Below are 23,671 nucleotides of genomic sequence, written 5' to 3'. Positions count from 1 at the left end.
GTCCGGGCGCGTAGGTTGGTCGCTGTTGTCCCGCCCCACCGAGCGCGCCCGGACCCCCGGAGCGCTCCCGCGCCGCCCACGGAGCAGCATTGGCACGCAAGATCGGCAGCCGGTACACCGTCCACCAGGTGATCGGCCGGGGTTCGGCCGGGACGGTCTGGCTCGGTGAGGGGCCCGACGGCCCGGTGGCGGTCAAGCTGCTGCGCGAGGACCTCGCCGCCGACCAGGTGCTGGTCGGCCGCTTCGTCCAGGAGCGCACCGCGCTGACCAGCCTCGACCACCCCCGGGTGGTCGGCGTGCGCGACATGGTCGTGGACGGCAGCGACCTCGCGCTGGTGATGGAACTCGTCCAGGGCACCGACCTGCGCTCCCGGCTGGAGCGGGACGGCGCCCTCCCGCCGCAGGCCGCCGCCTCGATCATCGCCGACGTCGCCGACGGCCTGGCGGCCGCGCACGCGGCCGGGATCGTCCACCGCGACGTCAAGCCGGAGAACGTCCTGCTCGACCTCGCCGCCGCGCCCGGCCCGGGCGGCGCCCCGCGCGCCAAGCTCACCGACTTCGGGGTGGCCCGCCTGGTCGACGCCCCGCGCCGCACCCGGGCCACCCGGATCATCGGCACCCCCGACTACCTCGCCCCCGAGATCATCGAGGGCCTGGAGCCGCGCGCCGCCGTCGACATCTACGCCCTCGCCACCGTGCTGTACGAGCTGCTGGCCGGCTCCACCCCGTTCGGCGGCGGCCACACCGGCGCGGTGCTGCGCCGGCACGTCACCGAGCAGGTGCCGCCGATCCCCGGCCTGCCGGACGGGCTGTGGCGGGTCATCTCCGAGTGCCTGGCCAAGGCCCCGGCCTCCCGGCTGCGCGCCGCCGAGCTGGCCGCCCGGCTGCGTGAGCAGCTGCCCTCGCTGGCCGGTCTGCCGGTGCTGGCGGTGCCCTCCCAGGGCCGCGCCCCGGCCGAGGAGCAGCTGACCCCGGGCGAGGCGGTCTACGCCGAGGTGGACGCCGGCCCGGGCACCCACAAGCGCCGCCGCGGCCCGGCCGTCCCGCTGGTGCCGGGCGTCGCCCCGGACTCCACCCGGGACACCCACACCAGCCTGCGCCGCCCCTCGGCCGACGAGCTGGCCGCGTACGCCGCCGAGTCCCGCGCCCAGCGCACCGCGCCGGGCCACCGCCGGGACCGCGCGGCGCTGCTGCGCCGACGCCGGCTGCTGGCCGTCCTGCTGGCCACCGTGCTGCTGCTGGCGGGCGCCGCCGCGGCCTGGACGGCCTTCGCGGCCACCGAACCGGGCGGCGGCCACCCGGCCCGCCCGGCCGTGCACGGCACCGCTCCGCGGGCTCCGTAGCCCGCGGGGAACGGCGCTGGAACCGGGGGTGTCGTCATGAGCACCCCCGGAACCATTACGCTGGGGGCGTGGCAGCCGTCGATCCTTCCGAAGAGCTCAAGAACCTCGATACGACCATGGGGTCGATCGAGGCCGTCCTCGACCTGGACAAGATCCGGGCCGACATCGCGGTCCTGGAGGAGGAGGCAGCCGCCCCCACCCTGTGGGACGACGTCGCGAACGCACAGAAGGTGACCAGTCGGCTCTCCTTCCTCCAGGGCGAACTGCGCCGCGTCGAGGGCCTCCGCAGCCGCATCGACGACCTGGGCGTGCTGTTCGAACTCGCCGAGGCCGAGGACGACGCGGACACCCGCACCGAGGCCGAGGCCGAGCTGGTCTCGCTCCAGAAGGCCGTCGAGGAGCTGGAGGTCCGCACCCTCCTCTCCGGTGAGTACGACGCCCGCGAGGCGCTGATCAACATCCGTGCCGAGGCCGGTGGCGTGGACGCCGCCGACTTCGCCGAGCAGCTGATGCGCATGTACCTGCGCTGGGCCGAGCGGCACGGCTACCCGACCGAGGTGTACGACACCTCGTACGCCGAAGAGGCCGGCATCAAGTCCGCGACCTTCACCGTGAAGGCGCCCTACGCGTACGGCACCCTCTCGGTCGAGCAGGGCACCCACCGCCTGGTCCGCATCTCGCCCTTCGACAACCAGGGCCGCCGGCAGACCTCCTTCGCCGGCGTCGAGGTGCTCCCGGTCGTCGAACAGTCCGACCACGTCGACATCGACGAGGGCGAGCTGCGCATCGACGTCTACCGCGCCTCCGGCCCCGGCGGCCAGGGCGTCAACACCACCGACTCGGCGGTGCGCATCACGCACATCCCGACCGGCGTGGTGGTCTCCTGCCAGAACGAGCGCTCGCAGATCCAGAACAAGGCCTCGGCGATGAACGTCCTCCAGGCCAAGCTGCTGGAGCGGCGCCGCCAGGAGGAGCGCGCGGCGATGGACGCGCTCAAGGACAGCGGCAGCTCCTGGGGCAACCAGATGCGCTCCTACGTGCTGCACCCGTACCAGATGGTCAAGGACGTCCGCACCGCGTACGAGGCGGGCAACCCGCAGGCGGTCCTGGACGGCGACATCGACGGCTTCATCGAGGCCGGGATCCGCTGGCGCAAGCAGCGCGAGACCTCGAACGAGGCGTAAGGAGTCCGGCCTCGATGAAAATCAAGCACAGCATCGAGGCCGGGATCCGCTGGCGCAAGCAGCGCGAGACCAGCGCCGAGTAACAGCAGGCACACGCGAAGGGCCCCGACCGCAGCGGTCGGGGCCCTTCGTCGTACCGCAGGTTCGTCAGGCCAGCGCCTGCCGCGCGATCAGCGCCACCGCGAGCAGTCCGGCCAGCAGGGCCAGCAGCATCGCGGGGGAGAGTGCGGCGAACGGCCCCTGCTGCTCCTGCAGCCGGGCCCGGTTGGCGCGGCACACCGGGCAACGCCCGTCGCTGACGCGGCCGTTGCAGTTGGCGCACACCAGATGGTCGCAGGTCATGCGATCTCCTCCTCGCTGCTACAGCAACGCACCGGACGGGGCTTTGGTTCCCTCTTCCTACCTGTACGGGGGAGTCTGCCCTGTACGGGGGAGCGGCCGGACACGGTCGCCACCTCCACTCTGCCAGGTTCTGGCCGTTCCGGCTCCCGGGCTGTGAGATGGCTCGCAATTATCGGGGCACAACCGGACATTCTCCCCCAGATTCCGGAATCCGTCCTGGGCTGTCCCTGCGGGCCCACCGCAGGTTCGCGTATGGTCCCAGACCGGGAGCGGCCCTCCGCGCTCCCATCGCCCGCCCCCGGGCCGGGCCTCCGGGGCGGATCGACCGAGGACTGGCGCCGCCTAGGATGGCCTCCGTGATGCAGCCGTGATCAGATTCGACAACGTCTCCAAGACCTATCCCAAGCAGAACCGTCCCGCCCTGGACAACGTCTCGCTGGAGATCGAGAAGGGCGAGTTCGTCTTCCTGGTCGGCTCGTCCGGCTCGGGAAAGTCCACCTTCCTGCGACTGTGCCTGCGGGAGGAACGTCCCTCCACGGGCGCGGTGCACGTGCTGGGCAAGGACCTCGGCAAGCTGTCCAACTGGAAGGTGCCGCACATGCGCCGCCAGCTGGGCACCGTCTTCCAGGACTTCCGCCTGCTGCCGAACAAGACCGTCGCGCAGAACGTCGCCTTCGCGCTGGAGGTGATCGGCAAGCCCAAGAGCGCCATCAACAAGGTGGTGCCCGAGGTGCTGGAGCTGGTCGGCCTCGGCGGCAAGGAGGACCGGATGCCCGGCGAGCTGTCCGGTGGTGAGCAGCAGCGCGTCGCGATCGCCCGTGCCTTCGTGAACCGCCCGATGCTGCTCATCGCGGACGAGCCCACCGGAAACCTGGACCCGCAGAACTCGGTCGGCATCATGAAGCTGCTCGACCGGATCAACCGCACCGGCACCACGGTGCTGATGGCCACCCACGACCAGGCCATCGTCGACCAGATGCGCAAGCGCGTCATCGAGCTCGACAAGGGGCTGCTCGTCCGCGACCAGGCCCGCGGCGTCTACGGATACCAGCACTGACCGACCAGCGCTGACCCGTAGGGCCCGCCGGCCCGGACCGCCAGACCGCGCAGTACCGACCCTGGAGTTGTTTCCCGCATGCGTGCCCAGTTCGTCCTGTCGGAGATCGGTGTGGGTCTCCGACGCAATCTGACCATGACCATCGCGGTCGTGGTCAGCGTCGCGCTCTCCCTCGCCCTCGCCGGTTCCTCGCTCCTGGTCCGCGACCAGGTGAACTCCATGAAGGGGTACTGGTACGACAAGGTCGAGGTGAGCATCTACTTCTGTACCAAGGCGGATGCCCGCAACTCGCCCCAGTGCGACAAGGGTGCGGCCACCGACCAGCAGGTCCAGGACATCAAGGACCAGTTGGACAAGATGAGTTCGGTGGTCCAGTCGTCCACGTACGAGAGCTCCGCGGAGGCGTACAAGCACTGGAAGGACATGAACCCGGACAATCCGCTCATCTCCGTCCTGGGCCCGGACGCCATGCCGCAGTCCTGGCGGGTCAAGCTCAACGACCCGACCAAGTACGACGTCATCCAGAGCGCCTTCGCGGGCAAGCCCGGCGTCAAGTCGGTCGAGGACCAGCGGAAGATCCTGGAGAACCTGTTCGGCCTGCTCAACGGCCTGCAGACGGCGGCGTTCGTGATCATGGTGCTGATGCTGTTCGTCGCGTTGCTGCTGATCGTCAACACCGTCCGGGTGTCGGCGTACAGCAGGCGGCGCGAGACCGGCATCATGCGCCTGGTCGGTGCCTCGAACTTCTACGTCCAGATGCCGTTCATCGCCGAGGCCGCGTTCTCCGCGCTGCTCGGCGCGGCGCTGGCCTCCGGCCTGCTGGTCGGCGGGCACTTCTTCGTCCAGGGCTGGCTCGCCGACCGGGTGCAGTTCATCCACTTCATCGGCCTCGGCTCGGTGCTGGCGGTGATCCCGCTGCTGGTCGTGGTCGGTATGGGCATGGCCGGCATCGCGGCGTTCTTCACGCTGCGCAAGTACCTCAAGGTCTGACCCCCGGAAGTCGCTTCGGCCCCGTACGGCACTGCGCCGTACGGGGCCGTCGCCGTTCCGCGCTCCGCCGTTCCGGCCCGTCGCGCGCGGAGCGGTGTCTACACTCCGTTGCCATGCTGCAAACTCCGCGCAGGGCACGTCAGGTGGCCGCGCTCAGCCTGGTGTTCGGTGCCGTGCTGCTGGGCGGCGCCGCGACCGGCGCCTGGGACGGCCCGGGCGACCCGCCGCGCCGGGCCTCCGCCGACCTCGCCCCGGCCGCCGCCGGGCTCCCGGCGGACCCGGCGGGCGCCGCGCTGTCCGAGCAGCAGGCCGAGCACCTGCTGGCGGCCGGCGGCGACCGCTGGGGCGCGTACTACAGCGCCCAGGAGTACGCCGAGTTCAGCCAGGGCCTGGACGGCCGCTACCCCGGGGTCGGGCTGTCGGTCGGCCGCGGCGAGGACGGCGTCACCTCGGTCTCCCAGGTCACCCCGGCCGGACCGGCCGCCGAGGCCGGGATCGCCCCCGGCGACCGGCTGCTGCGGATCGACCGGGACCAGGCCGACCGGCTGCCGGTCACCGAGGTGGTCGCCCGGCTGCGCGGGCAGGGCGACGAGCGCCGGGCCGGCTCCGAGGTCACCCTGGCCGTCCAGCGCGACGGCGGCGAGGTGCGCGAACTGCGGCTGCGGCGGGTGCTGCTGGACAGCCGGCAGGTCACCGCGGAGCACCTGGACAAGGGCGTGCTGCGGATCACCGTCCGGGGCTTCACCAGCGGCGTGGCCGACCAGGTGCGCGCCGCGCTGCGCGCCCCGCACGCCGGGGTGGTGCTCGACCTGCGCGGCAACTCCGGCGGGCTGCTGGACGAGGCCGTCGGCACCGCCGGGAGCTTCCTGGACGGCGGCGCCGTCGGCTCCTACCAGGAGCGCGGCGAGAAGCGGGAGTTGACCGCCCCACCCGGCGGCGACCGGCGCAGCCCGCTGGTGGTGCTGGTGGACGGCGGCACGATGAGCGCCGCCGAACTGCTCGCCGGGGCCCTCCAGGACCGCAGCCGCGCCGTGGTGGTGGGCTCCCGGACCTTCGGCAAGGGCACCGTCCAGCAGCCCAGCCGGCTCGCCGACGGCGCGGTGCTGGAGCTGACCGTCGGCCGCTACTACACCCCGGCCGGACGCTCCCTGGACGGCACCGGCCTGACCCCGGACGTCCCGGCCGCCGCGGGCGAGGACGCCGACGCGCTCGCCCTGCGCGTCCTGGCCGGGCTCGGCACCCGGTCCTGACCCGGCCGCCCGGCGGTAAAGCGGCTGCCCGATCCGGCGTCGAAGTGCGAGAATGGCCGCGCTATGGCAAAGGAAACCGGACACAAGCTGATCGCGCAGAACAAGAAGGCGCGACACGAGTACACGATCCTCGACACCTACGAGTGCGGCCTCGTGCTCACCGGCACCGAGGTCAAGTCGCTGCGCGAGGGGCGGGCCAACCTGGTCGACGGCTACGCCTACATCCAGAACCGCGAGGCCTGGATCGACAACGTCTTCATCCCCGAGTACACCCAGGGGACGTGGACCAACCACGCGGCCCGGCGCAAGCGCAAGCTGCTGCTGCACAGGATGGAGATCCAGAAGATCGAGACCAAGGTCCGCGACGCGGGCCACACCCTGGTCCCGCTGTCCCTGTACTTCAAGGACGGCCGGGTCAAGCTCGAACTCGCGCTGGCGGTCGGCAAGAAGCTGTACGACAAGCGCCAGACGCTGCGGGAGAAGCAGGACACCCGCGAGACGGCCCGCGCGGTGGCGGCGGCCCGGCGGCGCCAGGGTTAATCCGCTGGACCCTCGCCCGTCGCCTCGCGTACTATGGCGTCAGCAACACGGACGGTCACCGTCCGAGCTGTTTCTCAACAAAACATGGGGATGATCGGTTTCGACAGGGGATGTTGAAACAGGGGAAGCGAGCCGAGGAACGCGGCAATGATCTCGTTAACCACGTGTCGCAAAAAAATAATCGCCAACTCTAAGCGCGATTCCCAGCAGTTCGCTCTCGCTGCCTAATAAGCACCGATAGCGCTTGGGTGTCAGACCGGGGAGTTCCCGACCCGGACCCTGGCATAATCTAGGGAACTCAACCGTCCGCCCGGGCTGCGAGGGTGGACGGGAAATCAAACAGCAGCTGGGCCTGTTGGCGGCTTGTCCGTGTGACCGCCAGGGCCGAGAAAATCACAGCGGACTGCGCTCGGAGAAGCCCTGAATTAACTCCACTGGACCCGGGTTCGATTCCCGGCATCTCCACCACCCCATGTTCACACCGAAGGCCGTCCACCGCTGATGCGGAGGGCGGCCTTCGATTTTTGTACGTTCCGGAGCAGCGCGTGCGGGGGGTCGCGGCGTAGGATCATCCGTCCGCTCGTTTTCCGGAGCCGGATTCCGTCGCAACCCCCGAGGCCATGCAGAGCAACACGGACACCACCCCCACCACCGATCACGAGACCGTCCGCGAGCGTGAGATCGCCGGTGAACAGCAGCACCTCGACACCGTCTACCACCGGCTGGAGGAGAAGCTCGCCGAGGCGGAGTACATCCTGGAGGACGCCGCCAAGCGGGTCCAGGTCGGTACTCCCGGCGCCCTCGCCGAGCGCGACGCCCAGGTCTACCGGGCCGGCGCGCACCTCCAACGGCTCAACAACGAGTTCGAGGACTTCCTCTTCGGCCGGATCGACCTCCAGCAGGCCGACGCGCCGGAGGAACACGGCATCCCCTCGAACACCCCGCTCAACCCGGCCGACCCGGCCGTCGCCGAGACCCTGCACATCGGCCGCCTGGGCGTGCTGGACGCCGAGTTCGGCCCGCTGGTGATCGACTGGCGGGCCCCGGCCGCCGCGCCGTTCTACCGCGCCACCCCGGTGGAGCCCGGCCGGGTGATCCGCCGCCGGGTGATCCGCTCCAAGGGCCGCAAGGTGATCGGCGTCGAGGACGACCTGCTGCGCCCCGACCTCACCCCGACCCTGGGCGGCCGGGAGCTGGCCGTGGTCGGCGACGGCGCGCTGATGGCCTCGCTGGGCCGCGCCCGCAGCCACTCGATGCGCGACATCGTCTCCTCGATCCAGAAGGAGCAGGACGAGGTGATCCGGGCCGCCGCGGCCGGGGCCACCCTCGTCACCGGCGGCCCCGGCACCGGCAAGACCGCCGTCGCCCTGCACCGCGCCGCGTACCTGCTCTACCAGGACCGCCGCCGCTACGCCGGGGGCATCCTGGTGGTCTCGCCCACCGCGCTGCTGGTCTCCTACACCGAGGGCGTGCTGCCCTCGCTCGGCGAGGAGGGCCAGGTCGCGATCCGCGCGGTCGGCTCGCTGGTGGACGGCATCGAGGCCGACACCTACGACGCCCCGGAGGCGGCCCGGGTCAAGGGCTCGGCCCGGATGGTGCACCTGCTGCGGCGGGCGGCCCGGGCGGCGCTGGAGCTGGGCGCCCCGCAGGAGCTCAAGGTGGTCGCCCGCGGCGAGGTGCTGAAGCTGGACGCGGGCCGGCTGAGGTCCGTCCGCGGCAACGTGGTGGGCTCCGGCGGCACCCCGCTGAACCTGCTGCGCCCGCGCGCCCGCCGGCTGCTGCTGGACGCCCTGTGGCAGGAGGCGATCAGGCACCTGCCCAAGCCCACCGACCACTACGCCCGGGAGCAGCGCCAGGAGGAGAAGGAGTCCTTCGACGACTACGTCTCCGACGAGTCGTCGTTCCTGGACTTCCTGGACGCCTGGTGGCCCGCGCTGACCCCGCGCCGGGTGCTCGGCACGCTCAAGCAGACCCGGCACACCAACCGGATCGCCCGCCGTGCCGTGACCCCGGACGAGGCCAGGCTGCTGGCCGCCTCCTGGCGCCACCTGTCGCCGCAGGGCGAGGGCGGGCTGTCCGCGCACGACGTGGCACTGGTGGACGAGCTGCAGGTGCTGCTCGGCGAGCCGGCCCGTCCGAAGGTCCGCGAGGTGGACGCGGTGGACCTGCTGAGCGGCCTGGAGGAGGTCACCACCTTCGCCGACCGCAACTCCCGCCAGCGCGAGCGCCAGCCGGTGGAGCGCAAGGAGTACGCCCACGTGATCGTGGACGAGGCCCAGGACCTCACCCCGATGCAGTGGCGGATGATCGGCCGGCGCTCCCGGATGGCCACCTGGACCATCGTCGGCGACCCGGCGCAGTCCTCCTGGCCGTTCCCCCAGGAGGCCCAGGCCGCGCTGGACGAGGTGCTGGCGGGCAAGCCGCGCCGCCGCTTCACGCTGACCGTCAACTACCGCAACCCGGCCGAGATCGCCGAGGTCGCGGCGAAGGTGCTGGCGCTGGCCGCGCCGGGCACGCCCTCGCCGAGCGCGGTGCGCCACGTCGGCGTGGAGCCGCGCTTCGCGGCCGTCACCGACCCCGCGCCGGAGGCCTTCGGCCGGGCCGCCCGGAGCGAGCTGGAGCGGCTGCTGGGCGAGGTGGACGGCACCGTGGCGATCGTGGTGCCGATGGACCGCCGGGCCGAGGCGGCCGGCTGGGCCGAGGGCCTGGGCGGGCGCGCGGTGGTGCTGGGCAGCCTGGAGGCCAAGGGCCTGGAGTACGACGCGACGGTGGTCGCCGACCCGACCGGCATCGCCGGCGAGTCGGAGGCGGGCCTGCGGGTGCTCTACGTGGCGCTCACCCGGGCGACCCAGCGGCTGACGGTGCTGTCCGGCCCTGACGACCTGCCGGACGCGGCCGGCGTGCCCGCGCTGCTGCACGGCTGACGCACCCACGACGAAGGCCCCTCACCGCTGGTGAGGGGCCTTCGGACGTTGACGACACCGACCCGCCATGCTCGCCTCGCGGCAAGTGGTCCCTCTGAGGGACGAAGGTTGGGCCCGGGGGCTTGGATCGAGCCGGTGTCCCGTCCAATGTAACGCATCGGCCGGGAGAGGCAAGGAGTGTGCGCCCGGAGACTGTGGGCGACGCGGCCCGCTTGTCGGATCCGCACACTCAATGAACGTTATTTCTGGCAACCCCTTGGAAGGTGCGACGATCGAGGTCTAGCATGCGCAGGCGATGCCTTCAACAAAATGTTGAGCCTGCGGGACAGACGGAAGAAGGAAGCGTCGATGGCGACGGTGCCCAGTGTCTCCAACTCGATCACGGTGCGACTGGAGGTCCCGGCCCGCGGCAACGCGGTCAGCGCGATCACCACGGCAGTGGAGTCCTCCGGCGGATCGGTGACCGGTCTCGACGTCACCGCCTCCGGCCTGGAGGCGCTGCGGATCGACGTGACGGTCGCGGCCTCCTCGGTGGCGCACGGCGAGGAGATCGTCGAGAAGCTCCGGGCGATCGACGGCGTGTCGATCGGCAAGGTCTCGGACCGCACCTTCCTGATGCACCTCGGCGGCAAGATCGAGATGTCCTCGAAGCTGCCGATCCGCAACCGTGACGACCTCAGCATGATCTACACCCCGGGCGTGGCCCGGGTCTGCATGGCGATCGCCGAGAACCCCGAGGACGCCCGCCGCCTGACCATCAAGCGCAACAGCGTCGCCGTGGTCACCGACGGCTCGGCGGTGCTGGGCCTGGGCAACATCGGCCCGGCGGCCGCGCTGCCCGTCATGGAGGGCAAGGCGGCCCTGTTCAAGCGCTTCGCCGGGATCGACGCCTGGCCGATCTGCCTGGACACCCAGGACAGCGACGAGATCGTCGCCATCGTCAAGGCGATCGCCCCGGGCTTCGCCGGGATCAACCTGGAGGACATCTCCGCGCCGCGCTGCTTCGAGATCGAGGCCCGGCTGCGCGAGGCCCTGGACATCCCGGTCTTCCACGACGACCAGCACGGCACCGCGATCGTGGTGCTGGCCGCCCTCACCAACGCGCTGAAGGTGGTCGGCAAGGAGATCGGCGACATCCGCGTGGTGATGTCGGGCGCCGGCGCGGCCGGCACCGCCATCCTCAAGCTGCTGCTGGCCGCCGGTGTCGAGCACGCCACCGTCGCCGACGTGCACGGCGTGGTCCACCAGGGCCGTGAGGACCTCAACGACAGCCTGCGCTGGATCGCCGAGCACACCAACCGCTCGGGCCGCACCGGCAGCCTCAAGGAGGCCGTGGCGGGCGCGGACGTGTTCATCGGCGTCTCGGCCCCGAACGTCCTGGACGGCGACGACCTGGCCACCATGGCGGAGCGGTCGATCGTCTTCGCGCTGGCCAACCCGGACCCGGAGGTCGACCCCGGGGTGGCCCGGCAGACCGCCGCCGTGGTCGCCACCGGCCGCAGCGACTTCCCGAACCAGATCAACAACGTGCTGGTCTTCCCGGGTGTCTTCCGCGGCCTGCTGGACGCCCAGAGCCGCACGGTCAACACCGAGATGATGATCGCTGCGGCCCGCGCGCTGGCCACCACCGTCGCCGACGACGAGCTGAACGCGAACTACATCATCCCCAGCGTCTTCCACAAGGACGTCGCCAAGACCGTCGCCGCGGCGGTGCGCGAGGCGGCCCTGGCGGACGCCCAGGAGCCCGCCGTACCGGCCCGTCCGACCCCCGGCATCGTCGGCACGCTGGACACCTCGGCCTTCCCCACCGTCAAGCTCTGACGGCCCCGGCCGGGCGCCGGACGGCCCGGCTCGCGGGCCGGTCGCCGATCGGTCAAATGTCCGATTAGCGGCCATACCCGCCCAAGCGCGCCCCGAACCCTTGCGACACAAGGGCGAGGGGCGTGTTTGGGCTTGTCGTGCCTAGGGCGTACGGTAGCCCTGGCCGGGGCAGGCGTGTCCGACAAGTACGGAACGTCCCCCTGGTCTTCCGGCGTGTCATCCTGACCGCCGTCCGCGCCCGGTCCGCCGGAGCCGACGGAGCGTCACACCTCCAACGGGCGGGCGATGTTCGGGTGGCTCGGCCGGGGCCCGATTGGCTTTCTCGGGGCCGGTCGGGGCAGGATTCGTTCCCAGGCAGGCGGCGGGCCTCTTCGACGGCTCCGGCGCGCGGCATACGGGTACGGACCCGGCCTGCGACCACGCAATGCCTGCATGAGCACAGTGTGCGGACCTGCGGCCCATCCGGGTGCCCCCCGGTGGGAGCACCGATGGGCCCCCGCACACCGCAAGCGAACAGACCACAGGAGTACACATGAACCGCAGTGAGCTGGTGGCCGCGCTGTCCGAGCGCGCCGAGGTGACCCGCAAGGACGCCGACGCCGTTCTGGCCGCCTTCGCCGAGATCGTCGGCGAGGTCGTCGCCAAGGGCGACGAGAAGGTCACCATCCCCGGTTTCCTGACCTTCGAGCGCACCCACCGCGCTGCCCGCACCGCCCGCAACCCGCAGACCGGCGAGCCGATCCAGATCGCGGCCGGCTACAGCGCCAAGGTGAGCGCCGGCTCCAAGCTGAAGGAAGCCGCCAAGGGCGCCTGAACCACCCCTTGAACGCCCGAGAGGCCGGGCTCCCCGCGGGGAGCCCGGCCTCTCGTCGTGCGTGCGGTCGTTACGCGTCGACCAGCTGCTCGCTGGGCAGCTCGACGTGGGCGCCGAGGTCCCGCAGCTTCTCCATGAAGTTCTCATAGCCGCGGTTGATCAGGTCGATGCCGTGCACGGTCGAGGTGCCCTCGGCCGCCAGCGCCGCGATCAGGTACGAGAAGCCGCCGCGCAGGTCCGGGATGACCAGCTCGGCGCCCATCAGCTTGGACGGGCCGGACACCACCGCGGAGTGCAGGAAGTTGCGCGCGCCGAAGCGGCACGGGGTGCCGCCCAGGCACTCGCGGTAGAGCTGGATGTGCGCGCCCATCTGGTTGAGCGCGCCGGTGAAGCCCAGCCGCGACTCGTACACCGTCTCGTGGACGATGGACAGGCCGGTGGCCTGGGTCAGCGCGACCACCAGCGGCTGCTGCCAGTCGGTCTGGAAGCCCGGGTGCACGTCGGTCTCCAGGGCGATCGCCTTGAGCTCGCCGCCCGGGTGCCAGAAGCGGATGCCCTCGTCGTCCACCTCGAAGGCGCCGCCGACCTTCCGGAAGGTGTTGAGGAAGGTCATCATCTCCAGCTGGCGGGCGCCGCGGACGTAGATGTCGCCCTTGGTCGCCAGCGCCGCGCAGGCCCAGGAGGCGGCCTCCAGCCGGTCCGGCAGGGCCCGGTGGTTGTAGCCGTTCAGCTCGTCCACACCGGTGATCAGGATGGTGCGGTCGGTGCCCAGGGTGATGATCGAGCCCATCTTCTGCAGCACGCAGATCAGGTCGACGATCTCCGGCTCGATGGCCGCGTTGCGCAGCTCGGTGACGCCCTCGGCGAGGACGGCGGTGAGCAGCACCTGCTCGGTCGCGCCGACCGAGGGGTAGGGCAGCTCGATCTTGGTGCCGCGCAGCCGCTGCGGGGCCACCAGGTAGGTGCCCTGCGGGTGCTTCTCGATGGTGGCGCCGAACTGGCGCAGCACCTCGAAGTGGAAGTCGACCGGCCGGCCGCCGATGTCGCAGCCGCCCAGGCCCGGGATGAAGGCGTGGCCGAGGCGGTGCAGCAGCGGGCCGCAGAACAGGATCGGGATCCGCGAGGAGCCCGCGTGGGCGTCGATGTCGGCGACGTTGGCGCTCTCGACGTGCGAGGGGTCGAGGATCAGCTCGCCGTCCTCGTCGCCGGTGCGCACGGTCACGCCGTGCAGCTGCAACAGGCCGCGGACCACCTTGACGTCGCGGATGTCCGGGACGTTGCGCAGTCTGCTGGGGCCCTGGCCGAGGAGGGCGGCGACCATGGCCTTGGGGACCAGGTTCTTCGCACCGCGGACGCGGATCTCGCCTTCGAGCGGGTTTCCGCCGTGGACCAGCAGGACGTCGTCGGTCATCGTTCTCGCAATCCGGGGTGCCAGAGGAGTGGGAACGGTTCCGTCACGGAACCGCTGGTGGACCGGTGGTACAGGCGTACGGGCGCGTTCGGGCCCCCGGAGAATCCGAGTCGGCACCGTAGAGGGGCGTCCACCATCCGTAGATGGTAGTGGGCGTCCCGATGGTTCCCGTTTGCCTCTCCCGTGATGGTGCTCTCTCCGGCCCGGCTCCCGCCCGCCGGTTCGGCCGTACGGGTGCTCGTCCGGCGTGGCGGGGTTTCGGGTGTTGCGGTGTCCGGCCGGTGCCGTTCTGCGGGATCATGTGTGGCATGACGGCGGCCCATTCGCACGGAGGCCGGTCCCACACCGGCCGTCTGCTCGTCGCGACGCCCATGCTCACCGACCCGAACTTCGCCCGGGCGGTGGTGCTGCTCCTCGACCACGACGCCGAGGGGGCGCTCGGCGTGGTGCTCAACCGGCCGACGCCGGTCGAGGTGGGCAGTGTGCTGGACGGCTGGGGCAGACTCGTCGGGCAGCCCGCGGTGGTGTTCCAGGGCGGGCCGGTGGCGCTGGACTCGGCGCTCGGCCTGGCCGTCGCGCCGGGGGAGCCGGGCACCGGGGAGCCGCTCGGCTGGCGCCGGGTGCACGGCGCGATCGGCCTGGTCGACCTGGAGGCGCCGCCGGAGGTGCTGGCCGGGGAGCTGGGCAGCCTGCGGATCTTCGCCGGGTACGCGGGCTGGTCGCCGGGCCAGCTGGAGTCGGAGCTGGGGAGCGGCGCCTGGTACCTGGTGGACTGCGAGCCGGGGGACGTCTCCAGCCCGGAGCCGGAACGGCTGTGGCGCTCGGTGCTGCGCCGCCAGCGCAGCCCGCTGGCCCTGCTGGCGACCTACCCGGACGACCCGACGATGAACTAGGGCGTGTCCGGCCCGTCCGGCCCGTCCGGCCCCGTGTCGAGGCCCGGGGAACCCGGGCCGCCGCGTGACACTGGCCCGGTTTCCCGGGGCGCCCATAGACTTGGCACCCATGAGCACTCTTGAGCCCGAGCGCGGCCTCGGCACCGGCACCCTGGTCGAGCCCGTCCCCCAGGTGTCCCACGGGGACGGCGACCACGAGCGCTTCGCGCACTACGTCCAGAAGGACAAGATCATGGAGAGCGCGCTCTCCGGGTCCCCGGTGGTGGCGTTGTGCGGCAAGGTGTGGGTGCCCGGGCGCGACCCGAAGAAGTACCCGGTCTGCCCGATGTGCAAGGAGATCTACGACGGCATCGGCAAGCCGCAGGGCGGCGACGGGGACAACGGCGGCAAGTAGTCCGCCGCCGTCTGCAGGACGCCGTTTTGCATAGCACCGCGTTTCCCAGGTGGTCTATGCCAATCGTTCGGGGCCTGGGCAGGATGTCGGAATGGACCTCATTCCCGCACCTTCGAGTGCCGTCCGGCGCCCGGACGGGGACTTCCCGCTCGACGCCGCCACCACGCTGACCGCACCGCCCGTACTGGCCGACGCCGAGCGCTGGCTGCGCGGCACGCTGTCCGCCGCCACCGGGCTGCCGCTCGGTCCGGGCCGGCCGGGCACGGGCATCGAGCTGGTCCTGGACGACACCCTGGCCGCCGAGGCGTACCGGATCGCGGTGCGCCCCGGCCACGCCCTGCTCACCGCCGGCGGGCCGGCCGGCGCCCTGTGGGCGGCCCAGACCCTGCGGCAGCTGCTCGGGCCGGACGCCTACCGCCGCTCCCCGCTGCGCGCCGAGGGCTGGGTGCTGCCCGGCGCGGACATCGCGGACGAACCCCGGTTCGGCTGGCGCGGCGCGCTGCTGGACGTCGCCCGGCACTTCCTGCCCAAGTCCGACCTGCTGCGCTTCGTCGACCTGCTGGCCGCGCACAAGCTCAACGTGCTGCACCTGCACCTCACCGACGACCAGGGCTGGCGGGTGGAGATCAAGCGCTACCCGCGGCTGACGGAGCGCGGCGCCTGGCGGGAGCGCTCGATGGTCGGCTACCGGTCCGCGCAGCGCCGGGACGACCGCCCGCACGGCGGCTACTACACCCAGGACGACCTGCGCGAGATCGTCGCCTACGCGGCCGCGCGCGGGGTCACCGTCGTCCCGGAGATCGACCTGCCCGGCCACACCCAGGCCGCCGTCGCCGCCTACCCCGAGCTGGGCAACACCGACGTGGTGGACACCGCCGCGCTCGGCGTCTGGACCGACTGGGGGGTGAGCCACCACGTGCTCAACGCCTCCGAGGAGACCCTGCGCTTCTTCGAGGGGGTGCTGGAGGAGGTCCTGGAACTGTTCCCGTCCGAGTTCGTCCACCTCGGCGGCGACGAGTGCCCCAAGGAGCAGTGGAAGGACAGCGCCGCCGCCCAGGCCCGGATCCGCGAGCTGGGCCTGGCCAACGAGGACGAGCTGCAGAGCCACCTCATCCGGCACTTCGACCGCTGGCTGGCCGAGCGCGGCCGCCGGCTGATCGGCTGGGACGAGATCCTGGAGGGGGGCCTCGCCCCGGGCGCGGCGGTCTCCTCCTGGCGCGGCTTCGGCGGCGGGATCGCGGCCGCGAAGGCCGGGCACGACGTGGTGATGTGCCCCGAGCAGCACGTCTACTTCGACCACCGGCAGGCGGACGGGCCGGACGAGCCGGTCCCGGTCGGCTTCGTGCGCACGCTGGAGGACGTCTACCGCTTCGAGCCCGTCCCCGAGCAGCTGGACGGGGAGGCCGCCCGGCACGTCATCGGCACCCAGGCCAACCTGTGGAGCGAGTTCATGGACAGCGCCCGGGACATCGACTACCGGGCCTTCCCCCGGCTGGTCGCCTTCGCGGAGGTCGCCTGGTCCGCGCTGCCCGCCGTGCCCGCCGAGCGCGACTACGCCGGCTTCGAGCGGCGGCTGCGGGGCCACCTGGCGGTGCTGGACGCGCTGGGCGTCGAGTACCGCCCGGCCTACGGGCCGCACCCCTGGCAGCGCCGGCCCGGGGTGGCGGGGCGGCCGATCGAGGGGCCGCCGCCGGTGCGCTGAGGCGGTGCGGGCGGTGCGCCGATGTGTTCGTCGGGAACTTATGGACGGTCATCTGACGTCAAGAAGAGATGAACATCTGCCCCGGTCCCGTTCGGGTCGGGGCAGATACCGCCCGGTATCCGTCCCAATCGGGCAGTCCCGTTCACCGGTCCCGAAATGATCATCGAGCATTGTGTGCCAGAGTTGCCCAACCCGGCCCGATCGCCCGTACCCTACGGCCAGGCCGGGCTGCTGACGCGGACAGTGCAGTGCGGCCACGGCCGCGGGCGGCAGACGATCGATGAGCAAGTGGAGCACGGTGGGACCCAGGTGAACCGGACGATCATGCTGCCGGCCTCGCTCGACGAGGCCGTCGACGCGTTGGCCGCCGCCCCGGCCGCGGTACCGGTGGCCGGAGCCACCGACCTCATGGAAGCCGTCAACGCCGGACGGCTGCGCCCCGCCGCCCTGGTCGGCCTCGGCCGGATCACCGAACTGCGCGGCTGGCGCTACGAGGACGGCGGCACCGCGGTGCTCGGCGCCGGACTCACCCACGCCCGGATGGACCGCCCCGACTTCGCCGCGCTCATCCCCGCCCTCGCCGACGCCGCCCGCACCGCCGGCCCGCCGCAGGTCCGCAACGTCGGCACCCTCGGCGGCAACATCGTCACCGCCGCCCCGGCCGGCGACACCCTCCCGGTGCTCGCCGCCCTGGAGGCCAGCGTCACCCTCGCCCGGGCCGGCGGCAGCCGCGAGGTGCCGGTCAGTCACCTGCTCACCGGACTCGACCCGGTGCGCCCCGGCGAACTGCTCACCTGGGTGCGGGTCCCGCTGCTGCACGCGCCGCAGGTCTTCCTCAAGGCCACCGGCCGCAGCGGCCCGGCCCGTGCCACCGCCTCCGTCGCACTCGTCCTCGACCCGGCCCGGCGCGCCGTGCGCTGCGCCGTCGGGGCCGTCGCCCCGGTGCCGCTGCGCCCGCTGGAGGCCGAGGCCTGGGTGGCCGGCTGCATCGACTGGGACGGCAGCCGGGAGATCGACCCGGCCGCGGGCGCCGCCTTCGGCGAGTACGTCGCCGCCGCCTGCGTCCCCGACAACTACGGTGCCGAAGGGGCCTGGGAGGCCGCGACCGAGGGGCCGACCGCGGCCGCCGTCCGGCTGCGGCGTACCGTATCGGTGCTGGCCCGACGGGCACTGGGAAGGGCGCTGAAGTGACCACAGACCCCATCGAGACCCTCGACGCCGACCCGCTCGGCCTCACCCCGCAGGTCAGCCGGGAGCTGCGCCCGTGCGCCTCCTACACGCTGCGGGTCAACGGTTTCGAACGGCCCGTCACCGACGCCTGGATCGGCGAGAGCCTGCTCTACGTGCTGCGCGAGCGGCTCGGCCTGGCCGGCGCCAAGGACGGCTGCGAGCAGGGCGAGTGCGGGGCCTGCTCGGTGCAGGTGGACGGCCAGCTGGTGGCCGGCTGCCTGGTGCCCGCCGCGCTGGCCGCCGACAGCGAGATCAACACCGTCGAGGGCCTGTCGGCCGGCGGCGGCGCGAGCGACGTCCAGCAGGCGCTGGCCGCCTCCGGCGCCGTGCAGTGCGGCTACTGCACCCCCGGCATGGCGATGGCCGTGCACGACCTGCTCCAGCGCAACCACCGGCCCACCGAGGTCGAGGCCCGGCAGGCGCTGTGCGGCAACCTGTGCCGCTGCACCGGCTACCGCGGAGTGCTGGCCGCCGTCCAGACCGTCGCGGACGCCCGCGCGCTGGAGGTCGAGGAGGCCGAGGAGGCCGCCGCCGCGGCCGCCGAGGGGAGCACCGCGGCCCCGGCGGCCGGGACCGGCGCCCCGGCCGCCGCCGTCGAGCCGGAGCCGGCCGTCGAACCGCCGGTCTACGCCGACTCCGAGGCCTGGATCGAGCACGTCCCGCAGCCGCCCGTCGAACCGGCCCCCGCCCCGGTGCCCGCCCAGGCCCAGGCCCCGCAGCCGGCCCAGGCCCCCGCCGAGCAGCCGTACGGCGACGGCGGCTACGACACCGGCGTGTACGACACCTCCGCGCTGACCGGGATGCAGCCCGGCATCCCCGCCCAGGCCGTCGGCGACCAGGTGTACTACCCGCAGGGCTACCCCGAGCAGCCCTACCAGGCCACCCCCGCGCACGGCACCTACGTGCCGGCCGGCTACCCGGACGGCCACCAGCAGCACACCGGCTACGACACCGGCTACGACGCCCCGGTCTACGAGCCCACCCCCGCGCACGGCACCCCGCTGCCGGGCGCCGTCCACGACGGCACGCCCCCGCACGGCACCCCGTACGCGGACCCGCACGGGACCCCGGCCGAGGCCGGCGTCCCGACCACCGGCGTCCCCTACGGCGCCACCCCCGCCCACGGCATCCGGCTCCCCGAGGACGACCACGCATCATGACGTCGCCTACCGACATCGGCGCAGCACTCCAGCAGGACGGCGGCGAGGGCGGCGCCGGACCGGAGCCCTTCGGCCTGGGCAGCTCCCCGCTGCGCAGCGACGCGCTGCCCAAGGCGCTCGGCATCTACCCGTACGCGGCCGACCTCTGGGCCGAGGGGCTGCTGTGGGGCGCGGTGCTGCGCTCGCCGCACCCGCACGCCCGGATCCGCGGCATCGACACCTCGGCCGCGCTCGCCCTGCCCGGGGTGCACGCCGTGGTCACCGCCGCCGACCTGCCGCCCGGCCCGGACGGCCTGCCGGACGGCGCCCCGGCCGGCCCGATCGTCTCCGACCGCCCGGTGCTGGCCGCCGGCGTGGTGCGCCACCACGGCGAGCCGATCGCCGCGGTCGCCGCCGACCACCCCGACACCGCCCGGCTGGCCGTCGGCCTGATCGCGGTCGACTACGAGCCGCTGGAGGCGGTCACCGACCCCGAGCAGGCCTTCACCGCTCCGGCGCTGCACCCGGACGGCAACCTGTTCCGCCACCTGCCGCTGCGCACCGGGGACCCGGACGCGGCCGGCGAGATCATCGTCGAGGGCCTCTACCAGGTCGGCCGGCAGGACCCGGCCCCGCTCGGCGCCGAGGCCGGGCTGGCCGTGCCGCGCCCGGACGGCGGCGTCGAGCTGCACCTGTCCTCCACCGACCCGCACGGCGACCGCGACCGCACCGCCGCGTGCCTCGGCCTGGAGCCGGACCGGGTCCGCCTGGTGGTCACCGGCGTGCCCGGCGCCACCACCGACCGCGAGGACCTCTCCTTCCAGGTCACCCTGGCGCTGCTGGCGCTGCGCACCGGCCGCCCGGTGAAGATGACCCTCACCCGCGAGGAGTCCTTCCACACCCACACCTCGCGCCACCCCGCGCTGCTGCGCTACCGCCACCACGCCGACGCCGACGGCACCCTGGTGAAGGTGGAGGCGCAGATCCTGCTGGACGGCGGCGCCTACGCCGACGTCTCCGCCGAGGCGCTGGCCGCCGCGACGGCCTTCTCGGTCGGCCCGTACGTCTGCCCCAACGTGTTCGTGGACGCCTGGGCGGTGCGCACCAACAACCCGCCGGCCGGGCGGATGCGCGGCGAGGGCGCGCTCCAGGCCTGCTTCGCGTACGAGTCGCAGCTGGACCAGCTGGCCGCCCGGGTGGGCGTGGACCCGGTGGAGATCCGCCGCCGCAACGCGATGTCCACCGGCGACCCGCTGCCCACCGGACAGGCCGTCACCTGCCCCGCCCCGGTGAAGGCGCTGCTGGACGCGGTGGCCGCCGAGCCGCTGCCGGCCCTGCCGGTGGACGACCCGGACGCCGAGTGGCTGCTGCCCGGCGGTCCCGGCGGGGCCGGGGACCCGGCCGCGGTGCGGCGCGGGATCGGCTACGCCGTCGGCATGGTGCACATGCTGGGCGCCGAGGGCGAGGACGAGGTCTCCACCGCCACCGTGCGGGTCAGCGGTGACCACGCCACGGTGATCTGCGCGGCCGTCGACGCCGGGCAGGGCTTCGCCACGCTGGCCCGGCAGATCGTGCAGACGGTGCTGGGCGTCAGCGAGGTCTACATCGCGCCGGCCGACAGCGACCAGTCGATCGCCGGGCCCTCCGCCCGGGGCCGGCACACCTGGGTCTCCGGCGGGGCGGTCGAGCGGGCCGCGCTGATGGTCCGCCACCAGCTGCTGCAGCCGATCGCGGCCGATTTCGGGATGTCGGTGGAGCTGCTGCAGATCGCCGACGGCAAGATCACCTCCTACGACGGGGTGCTCGGCATGCCGGTCGCGGAGGCGCTGGAGGGCAAGGAGCTCTGGGCCACCGCGCAGTGCCGCCCGCACCCGACCGAGCCGCTGGACGAGTCCGGACACGGCGACGCCTTCGTCTCCATCTCCTTCTGCGCGATGCGCGCGGTGGTGGACGTGGACATCGAGCTGGGGGCCGTCCGGGTGGTCGAGATGACCGTCGCCCAGGACGTCGGCCGGGCGCTGAACCCGCGCCAGATCGAGGACCGGATCGAGGCGGGCGTGGCCCACGGCGTGGGACTGGCGCTGATGGAGGACCTCCAGACCTCGGGCGGGGTGATGACCAACCCCTCGCTCACCGGCTACCGGCTGCCGACCTCGCTGGACACTCCCGAGGTGCGGATCGCCGCGCTGCTGGAGGAGCGGGACGTGGTCGCCACCTTCGGGGCCAAGGCGGTCAGCGCGGTGCCCGCGGTGGTCGCCCCCTCGGCGGTCGCCGCCGCCGTCCGGGCCGCCACCGGGCTGCCGGTGGGCCGGCTGCCGATCCGCCCGGAGGACGCCGTCACGGCCTGAGCCGGCGCCCTCGGCCGTCGGGCCCCGCCGCCGCGGGTGCCCGTCGGGTCGTCGGGTCGGGTCGGGTCGGGTCGGGCCGGGCGGTCGGGTCGGGCCGTCGGGCCGGCCGGAAACGGAACGGGAAATGCGGAATTGCCGGTCGACTTCGGTCGACCGGCAATTCCCCTTTCGAGGCCGTGGCGGGAATTGAACCCGCGTACATCGCTTTGCAGACGATTCCCTGAGCCACTCGGGCACACGGCCAGTGAATTCAGGATGGCGGACCGGCCGAATGGGGTCAATGACGTTGTGTAAATTCTGTGTGGCAATGTGTGCTACGGTCGGAGCAGGTGGTTGATTCCCCGCCACCCCGGACGAGCGCGTCGTACCCGGTGACGACAAGACGGCGCAGTTCAGCGGCAATCCGGCCGCTGTGGACTGCGGAGGTACGGCCGTCATGGCTTGGCTCGTTCTGATCGTCTCGGGTCTCCTGGAGACCGTCTGGGCAGTGGCCCTGGAATCGTCCAAGGGCTTCTCCCGCCTCGTTCCCAGCCTCGTCTTCGGCGTCGCGCTGCTGTTCAGTATGGGCGGGCTGGCGTACGCGATGCGCACCATCCCGATCGGCACCGGCTACGCGGTCTGGGTCGGCATCGGCGCGGTCGGCACCGCGGTCTACGGCATGGCCGTCCTGGGCGACGCGGTGACCATGGCCCGGATCGGCTGCCTGCTGCTGATCGTCTGCGGCGTGGTGGGGCTCAAGGTGCTGCACTGACGCCTGCCCCCGGGGCCGGTCCTAGGCCCTGCGACGGACCCGGTCAGGGACTCCGGTCAGGAGTCAAGGACGCGGACGGCTCTTACGATGTTACGTATGACCACTGCCTCCCCCACCTCGGTCGACTCCCCCTCGATACCCTCCGGAGCTGACCCCGGGGGCGGGGTCATGAGCGGCCGCTTCCGGGCCCTGACGCTCGGGATCGTGTCGGTCGTGCTGGTGATCGCCTTCGAGGCGACCGCCGTCAACACCGCGATGCCGACCGCGGCCCGGCAGCTGGACGGCCTGGGGCTGTACGCCTTCGCCTTCTCCGGTTACTTCACCACCACGCTGTTCGCCCTGGTCGTCTCCGGCCAGTGGTGCGACCGGCGCGGCCCGCTCCAGCCGCTGTTCACCGGCATCGCGGTGTTCGGCGCGGGCCTGGTGGTGGCCGGGACGGCGCCGGGCATGTGGGTGTTCGTGGCCGGGCGGGCGATCCAGGGGCTGGGCGGCGGGCTGGTGATCGTCGCGCTGTACGTGGTGGTCGGCCGGGCCTACCCGGAGCGCCTGCGGCCGGCGGTGTTCGCCGCCTTCTCCTCGGCCTGGGTGCTGCCCTCGATCGTCGGGCCGCTGGTCTCCGGGGCCGTCACCCAGCACCTCGGCTGGCGCTGGGTGTTCCTGGCGGTGCCGGTGCTGATCCTGCTGCCGCTGGCGGTGATGGGCCCGGCGCTGGCCCGCTCCGAGCGGGACCACCCGGTGCTCAAGGGCGCCGACTTCGACCGCCGCCGCACCCTGCTGGCCGCGATGGCGGCGGTCGGCGCCGGCCTGCTGCAGTACGCCGGCCAGCGCCGGGACCTGGTCGGGCTGCTCCCCGGCGTCGCCGGTGCGGCGCTGCTGGCCCCGGCCGTGCTGGGGCTGCTGCCGAAGCGGACCCTGCGGGCCGGGCGCGGGCTGCCGACGGTGATCCTGCTGCGCGGGCTGGCGGCGGGGGCGTTCCTCGGCGCCGAGGCCTTCGTCCCGCTGATGATGACCACCGAGCGCGGCCTCTCGCCGACCCTGTCCGGGCTCACCCTGACCAGCGGCGGGCTGACCTGGGCGCTGGGCTCCTGGCTGCAGGGCCGCCCGGGGGCCGAGCGGTACCGCGAGGCGATGATCCGGGGCGGCTTCGTGCTGACGGCGGTGGCGATCGCGGCCGCCGCGCTGGTGCTGGTCCCGGCGGTCCCGGCCTGGGTGGCCTCGGTGGCCTGGGGCGTCGGCGGCATCGGGATGGGGCTGACGGTCGCGAGCGTCAGCGTGCTGATGATGAAGCTCTCCGCGCCCGAGGACGCCGGGGCCAACTCGGCCGCGCTGCAGATGAGCGACGCCCTGGGCAACGTGCTGCTGACCGGTCTGGCCGGGGTGCTGTTCGCGGCGCTGGGCGGCGGGTCACTGGCCGCGGCGCACGAGGGCGCCGGGGCCGACGGCTCGCCCGGCGCCTTCGCGGTGATCCTGCTGGTGATGGCCGCGGTGGCGGCGCTGGGGGCGCTGCTCGCCGGGCGGGTGCGGGTCCGGGCCTGACC

The 23,671-nt window shown here is 73.0% G+C and carries 19 protein-coding genes, 1 tRNA gene, 1 other RNA gene and 1 riboswitch; of the genes, 18 read left to right on the top strand and 3 right to left on the bottom strand.

All coding sequences use genetic code 11. The features are described from left to right. Nucleotides 1-89: 89 nt before the first annotated feature. Both ACFXOZ_RS11270 and prfB read left to right on the top strand, forming a co-directional pair. On the top strand, nt 90-1,343 hold the full coding sequence (locus tag ACFXOZ_RS11270) for a serine/threonine-protein kinase (protein WP_375882985.1): 1,254 nt from the start codon (nt 90-92) through the stop codon (nt 1,341-1,343). Nucleotides 1,344-1,411: 68 nt separating this feature from the next. Then, nucleotides 1,412-2,527, top strand: a complete 1,116-nt coding sequence (prfB, locus tag ACFXOZ_RS11265; protein WP_380589507.1) for a peptide chain release factor 2 — start codon at nt 1,412-1,414, stop codon at nt 2,525-2,527. Between the two features lie 147 nt (nt 2,528-2,674). Here the strand turns inward: prfB and ACFXOZ_RS11260 are convergent, their stop codons facing one another. Continuing rightward, on the bottom strand, nt 2,675-2,869 hold the full coding sequence (locus ACFXOZ_RS11260; RefSeq protein ID WP_030059729.1) for a hypothetical protein: 195 nt from the start codon (nt 2,867-2,869) through the stop codon (nt 2,675-2,677). 367 nt (nt 2,870-3,236) lie between these two features. Here ACFXOZ_RS11260 and ftsE point away from each other — a divergent pair, with 367 nt between their 5' ends. The 8 genes from ftsE (at nt 3,237) to ACFXOZ_RS11220 (ending at nt 12,265) form a co-directional block, all read left to right on the top strand. Beyond that, complete coding sequence (gene ftsE, locus ACFXOZ_RS11255; RefSeq protein WP_030059730.1) at nt 3,237-3,926, top strand: cell division ATP-binding protein FtsE; 690 nt, start codon at nt 3,237-3,239, stop codon at nt 3,924-3,926. A gap of 78 nt (nt 3,927-4,004) precedes the next feature. After that, a complete protein-coding gene (gene ftsX / locus ACFXOZ_RS11250) occupies nt 4,005-4,916 on the top strand; it encodes a permease-like cell division protein FtsX (protein WP_350504738.1) in 912 nt (303 codons plus the stop codon). Between the two features lie 113 nt (nt 4,917-5,029). After that, entirely contained in the window at nt 5,030-6,166 is a 1,137-nt protein-coding gene (locus ACFXOZ_RS11245) for a S41 family peptidase (protein ID WP_375882990.1), read from the top strand. Between the two features lie 63 nt (nt 6,167-6,229). Next, a complete protein-coding gene (gene smpB, locus ACFXOZ_RS11240; RefSeq protein WP_350504740.1) occupies nt 6,230-6,706 on the top strand; it encodes an SsrA-binding protein SmpB in 477 nt (158 codons plus the stop codon). 86 nt (nt 6,707-6,792) lie between these two features. Beyond that, nucleotides 6,793-7,174, top strand: a transfer-messenger RNA (tmRNA) gene (ssrA, locus tag ACFXOZ_RS11235). Nucleotides 7,175-7,326: 152 nt separating this feature from the next. After that, nucleotides 7,327-9,630, top strand: coding sequence for a HelD family protein (locus tag ACFXOZ_RS11230; RefSeq protein ID WP_380589504.1), 2,304 nt, complete (start codon nt 7,327-7,329; stop codon nt 9,628-9,630). A 348-nt stretch (nt 9,631-9,978) separates the two neighbouring features. Continuing rightward, nucleotides 9,979-11,451 (top strand): NAD-dependent malic enzyme, encoded by a 1,473-nt coding sequence (locus tag ACFXOZ_RS11225; RefSeq protein WP_375882994.1) that lies wholly within the window; start codon nt 9,979-9,981, stop codon nt 11,449-11,451. 532 nt (nt 11,452-11,983) lie between these two features. Continuing rightward, entirely contained in the window at nt 11,984-12,265 is a 282-nt protein-coding gene (locus ACFXOZ_RS11220; protein WP_030059737.1) for an HU family DNA-binding protein, read from the top strand. Between the two features lie 70 nt (nt 12,266-12,335). On the opposite strand, the gene murA is transcribed toward ACFXOZ_RS11220, so the two are convergent. Further along, nucleotides 12,336-13,676, bottom strand: coding sequence for a UDP-N-acetylglucosamine 1-carboxyvinyltransferase (murA, locus tag ACFXOZ_RS11215; protein ID WP_375882997.1), 1,341 nt, complete (start codon nt 13,674-13,676; stop codon nt 12,336-12,338). Nucleotides 13,677-13,975: 299 nt separating this feature from the next. Here murA and ACFXOZ_RS11210 point away from each other — a divergent pair, with 299 nt between their 5' ends. From ACFXOZ_RS11210 to ACFXOZ_RS11185, 6 genes are all read left to right on the top strand, one after another. Beyond that, nucleotides 13,976-14,569, top strand: coding sequence for a YqgE/AlgH family protein (locus ACFXOZ_RS11210; protein WP_375883000.1), 594 nt, complete (start codon nt 13,976-13,978; stop codon nt 14,567-14,569). Between the two features lie 109 nt (nt 14,570-14,678). After that, a complete protein-coding gene (locus tag ACFXOZ_RS11205; protein WP_360239079.1) occupies nt 14,679-14,963 on the top strand; it encodes a DUF3039 domain-containing protein in 285 nt (94 codons plus the stop codon). Between the two features lie 91 nt (nt 14,964-15,054). Beyond that, nucleotides 15,055-16,665, top strand: a complete 1,611-nt coding sequence (locus tag ACFXOZ_RS11200; protein WP_380589501.1) for a beta-N-acetylhexosaminidase — start codon at nt 15,055-15,057, stop codon at nt 16,663-16,665. Nucleotides 16,666-16,989: 324 nt separating this feature from the next. After that, nucleotides 16,990-17,856, top strand: a complete 867-nt coding sequence (locus tag ACFXOZ_RS11195) for an FAD binding domain-containing protein (RefSeq protein WP_375883450.1) — start codon at nt 16,990-16,992, stop codon at nt 17,854-17,856. Next, on the top strand, nt 17,853-19,055 hold the full coding sequence (locus ACFXOZ_RS11190) for a 2Fe-2S iron-sulfur cluster-binding protein (protein WP_380589498.1): 1,203 nt from the start codon (nt 17,853-17,855) through the stop codon (nt 19,053-19,055). Before ACFXOZ_RS11195 ends, ACFXOZ_RS11190 begins: the two co-directional genes overlap by 4 nt. Beyond that, nucleotides 19,052-21,382 carry a xanthine dehydrogenase family protein molybdopterin-binding subunit gene (locus tag ACFXOZ_RS11185; RefSeq protein WP_380522508.1) on the top strand — a complete coding sequence of 777 codons (2,331 nt, stop codon included), beginning with the start codon at nt 19,052-19,054 and terminating at the stop codon, nt 21,380-21,382. The genes ACFXOZ_RS11190 and ACFXOZ_RS11185 overlap by 4 nt, the downstream gene beginning before the upstream one ends. Nucleotides 21,383-21,553: 171 nt before the next feature. Here the strand turns inward: ACFXOZ_RS11185 and ACFXOZ_RS11180 are convergent. Further along, nucleotides 21,554-21,625 (bottom strand) — tRNA-Cys (locus tag ACFXOZ_RS11180). 80 nt (nt 21,626-21,705) lie between these two features. Then, a riboswitch (guanidine-III (ykkC-III) riboswitch) is annotated at nt 21,706-21,774 on the top strand. A 44-nt stretch (nt 21,775-21,818) separates the two neighbouring features. On the opposite strand from ACFXOZ_RS11180, the gene ACFXOZ_RS11175 reads away from it, so the two are divergent. Beyond that, complete coding sequence (locus ACFXOZ_RS11175) at nt 21,819-22,133, top strand: DMT family transporter (RefSeq protein ID WP_375883009.1); 315 nt, start codon at nt 21,819-21,821, stop codon at nt 22,131-22,133. 96 nt (nt 22,134-22,229) lie between these two features. Beyond that, complete coding sequence (locus tag ACFXOZ_RS11170) at nt 22,230-23,669, top strand: MFS transporter (protein WP_375883011.1); 1,440 nt, start codon at nt 22,230-22,232, stop codon at nt 23,667-23,669. The last annotated feature ends 2 nt before the right edge of the window (nt 23,670-23,671 follow it).

It is taken from the genome of Kitasatospora sp. NPDC059160 (genome assembly GCF_042755465.1).
Classification (GTDB): Bacteria; Actinomycetota; Actinomycetes; order Streptomycetales; family Streptomycetaceae; genus Kitasatospora.
The sequence above is the reverse complement of the archived record's forward strand: the minus strand, read 5'-3'. Positions and strand labels throughout refer to the sequence as shown.

Coding starts and splice junctions, on each gene's coding strand:
- ACFXOZ_RS11260 (WP_030059729.1), bottom strand. CDS start 2,869: ATGACCTGCGACCATCTGGTGTGCGCCAACTGCAACGGCCGCGTCAGC.
- ftsX (WP_350504738.1), top strand. CDS start 4,005: ATGCGTGCCCAGTTCGTCCTGTCGGAGATCGGTGTGGGTCTCCGACGC.
- ACFXOZ_RS11245 (WP_375882990.1), top strand. CDS start 5,030: ATGCTGCAAACTCCGCGCAGGGCACGTCAGGTGGCCGCGCTCAGCCTG.
- smpB (WP_350504740.1), top strand. CDS start 6,230: ATGGCAAAGGAAACCGGACACAAGCTGATCGCGCAGAACAAGAAGGCG.
- ACFXOZ_RS11230 (WP_380589504.1), top strand. CDS start 7,327: ATGCAGAGCAACACGGACACCACCCCCACCACCGATCACGAGACCGTC.
- ACFXOZ_RS11225 (WP_375882994.1), top strand. CDS start 9,979: ATGGCGACGGTGCCCAGTGTCTCCAACTCGATCACGGTGCGACTGGAG.
- ACFXOZ_RS11220 (WP_030059737.1), top strand. CDS start 11,984: ATGAACCGCAGTGAGCTGGTGGCCGCGCTGTCCGAGCGCGCCGAGGTG.
- murA (WP_375882997.1), bottom strand. CDS start 13,676: ATGACCGACGACGTCCTGCTGGTCCACGGCGGAAACCCGCTCGAAGGC.
- ACFXOZ_RS11210 (WP_375883000.1), top strand. CDS start 13,976: ATGTGTGGCATGACGGCGGCCCATTCGCACGGAGGCCGGTCCCACACC.
- ACFXOZ_RS11205 (WP_360239079.1), top strand. CDS start 14,679: ATGAGCACTCTTGAGCCCGAGCGCGGCCTCGGCACCGGCACCCTGGTC.
- ACFXOZ_RS11200 (WP_380589501.1), top strand. CDS start 15,055: ATGGACCTCATTCCCGCACCTTCGAGTGCCGTCCGGCGCCCGGACGGG.
- ACFXOZ_RS11195 (WP_375883450.1), top strand. CDS start 16,990: ATGCTGCCGGCCTCGCTCGACGAGGCCGTCGACGCGTTGGCCGCCGCC.
- ACFXOZ_RS11185 (WP_380522508.1), top strand. CDS start 19,052: ATGACGTCGCCTACCGACATCGGCGCAGCACTCCAGCAGGACGGCGGC.
- ACFXOZ_RS11175 (WP_375883009.1), top strand. CDS start 21,819: ATGGCTTGGCTCGTTCTGATCGTCTCGGGTCTCCTGGAGACCGTCTGG.
- ACFXOZ_RS11170 (WP_375883011.1), top strand. CDS start 22,230: ATGACCACTGCCTCCCCCACCTCGGTCGACTCCCCCTCGATACCCTCC.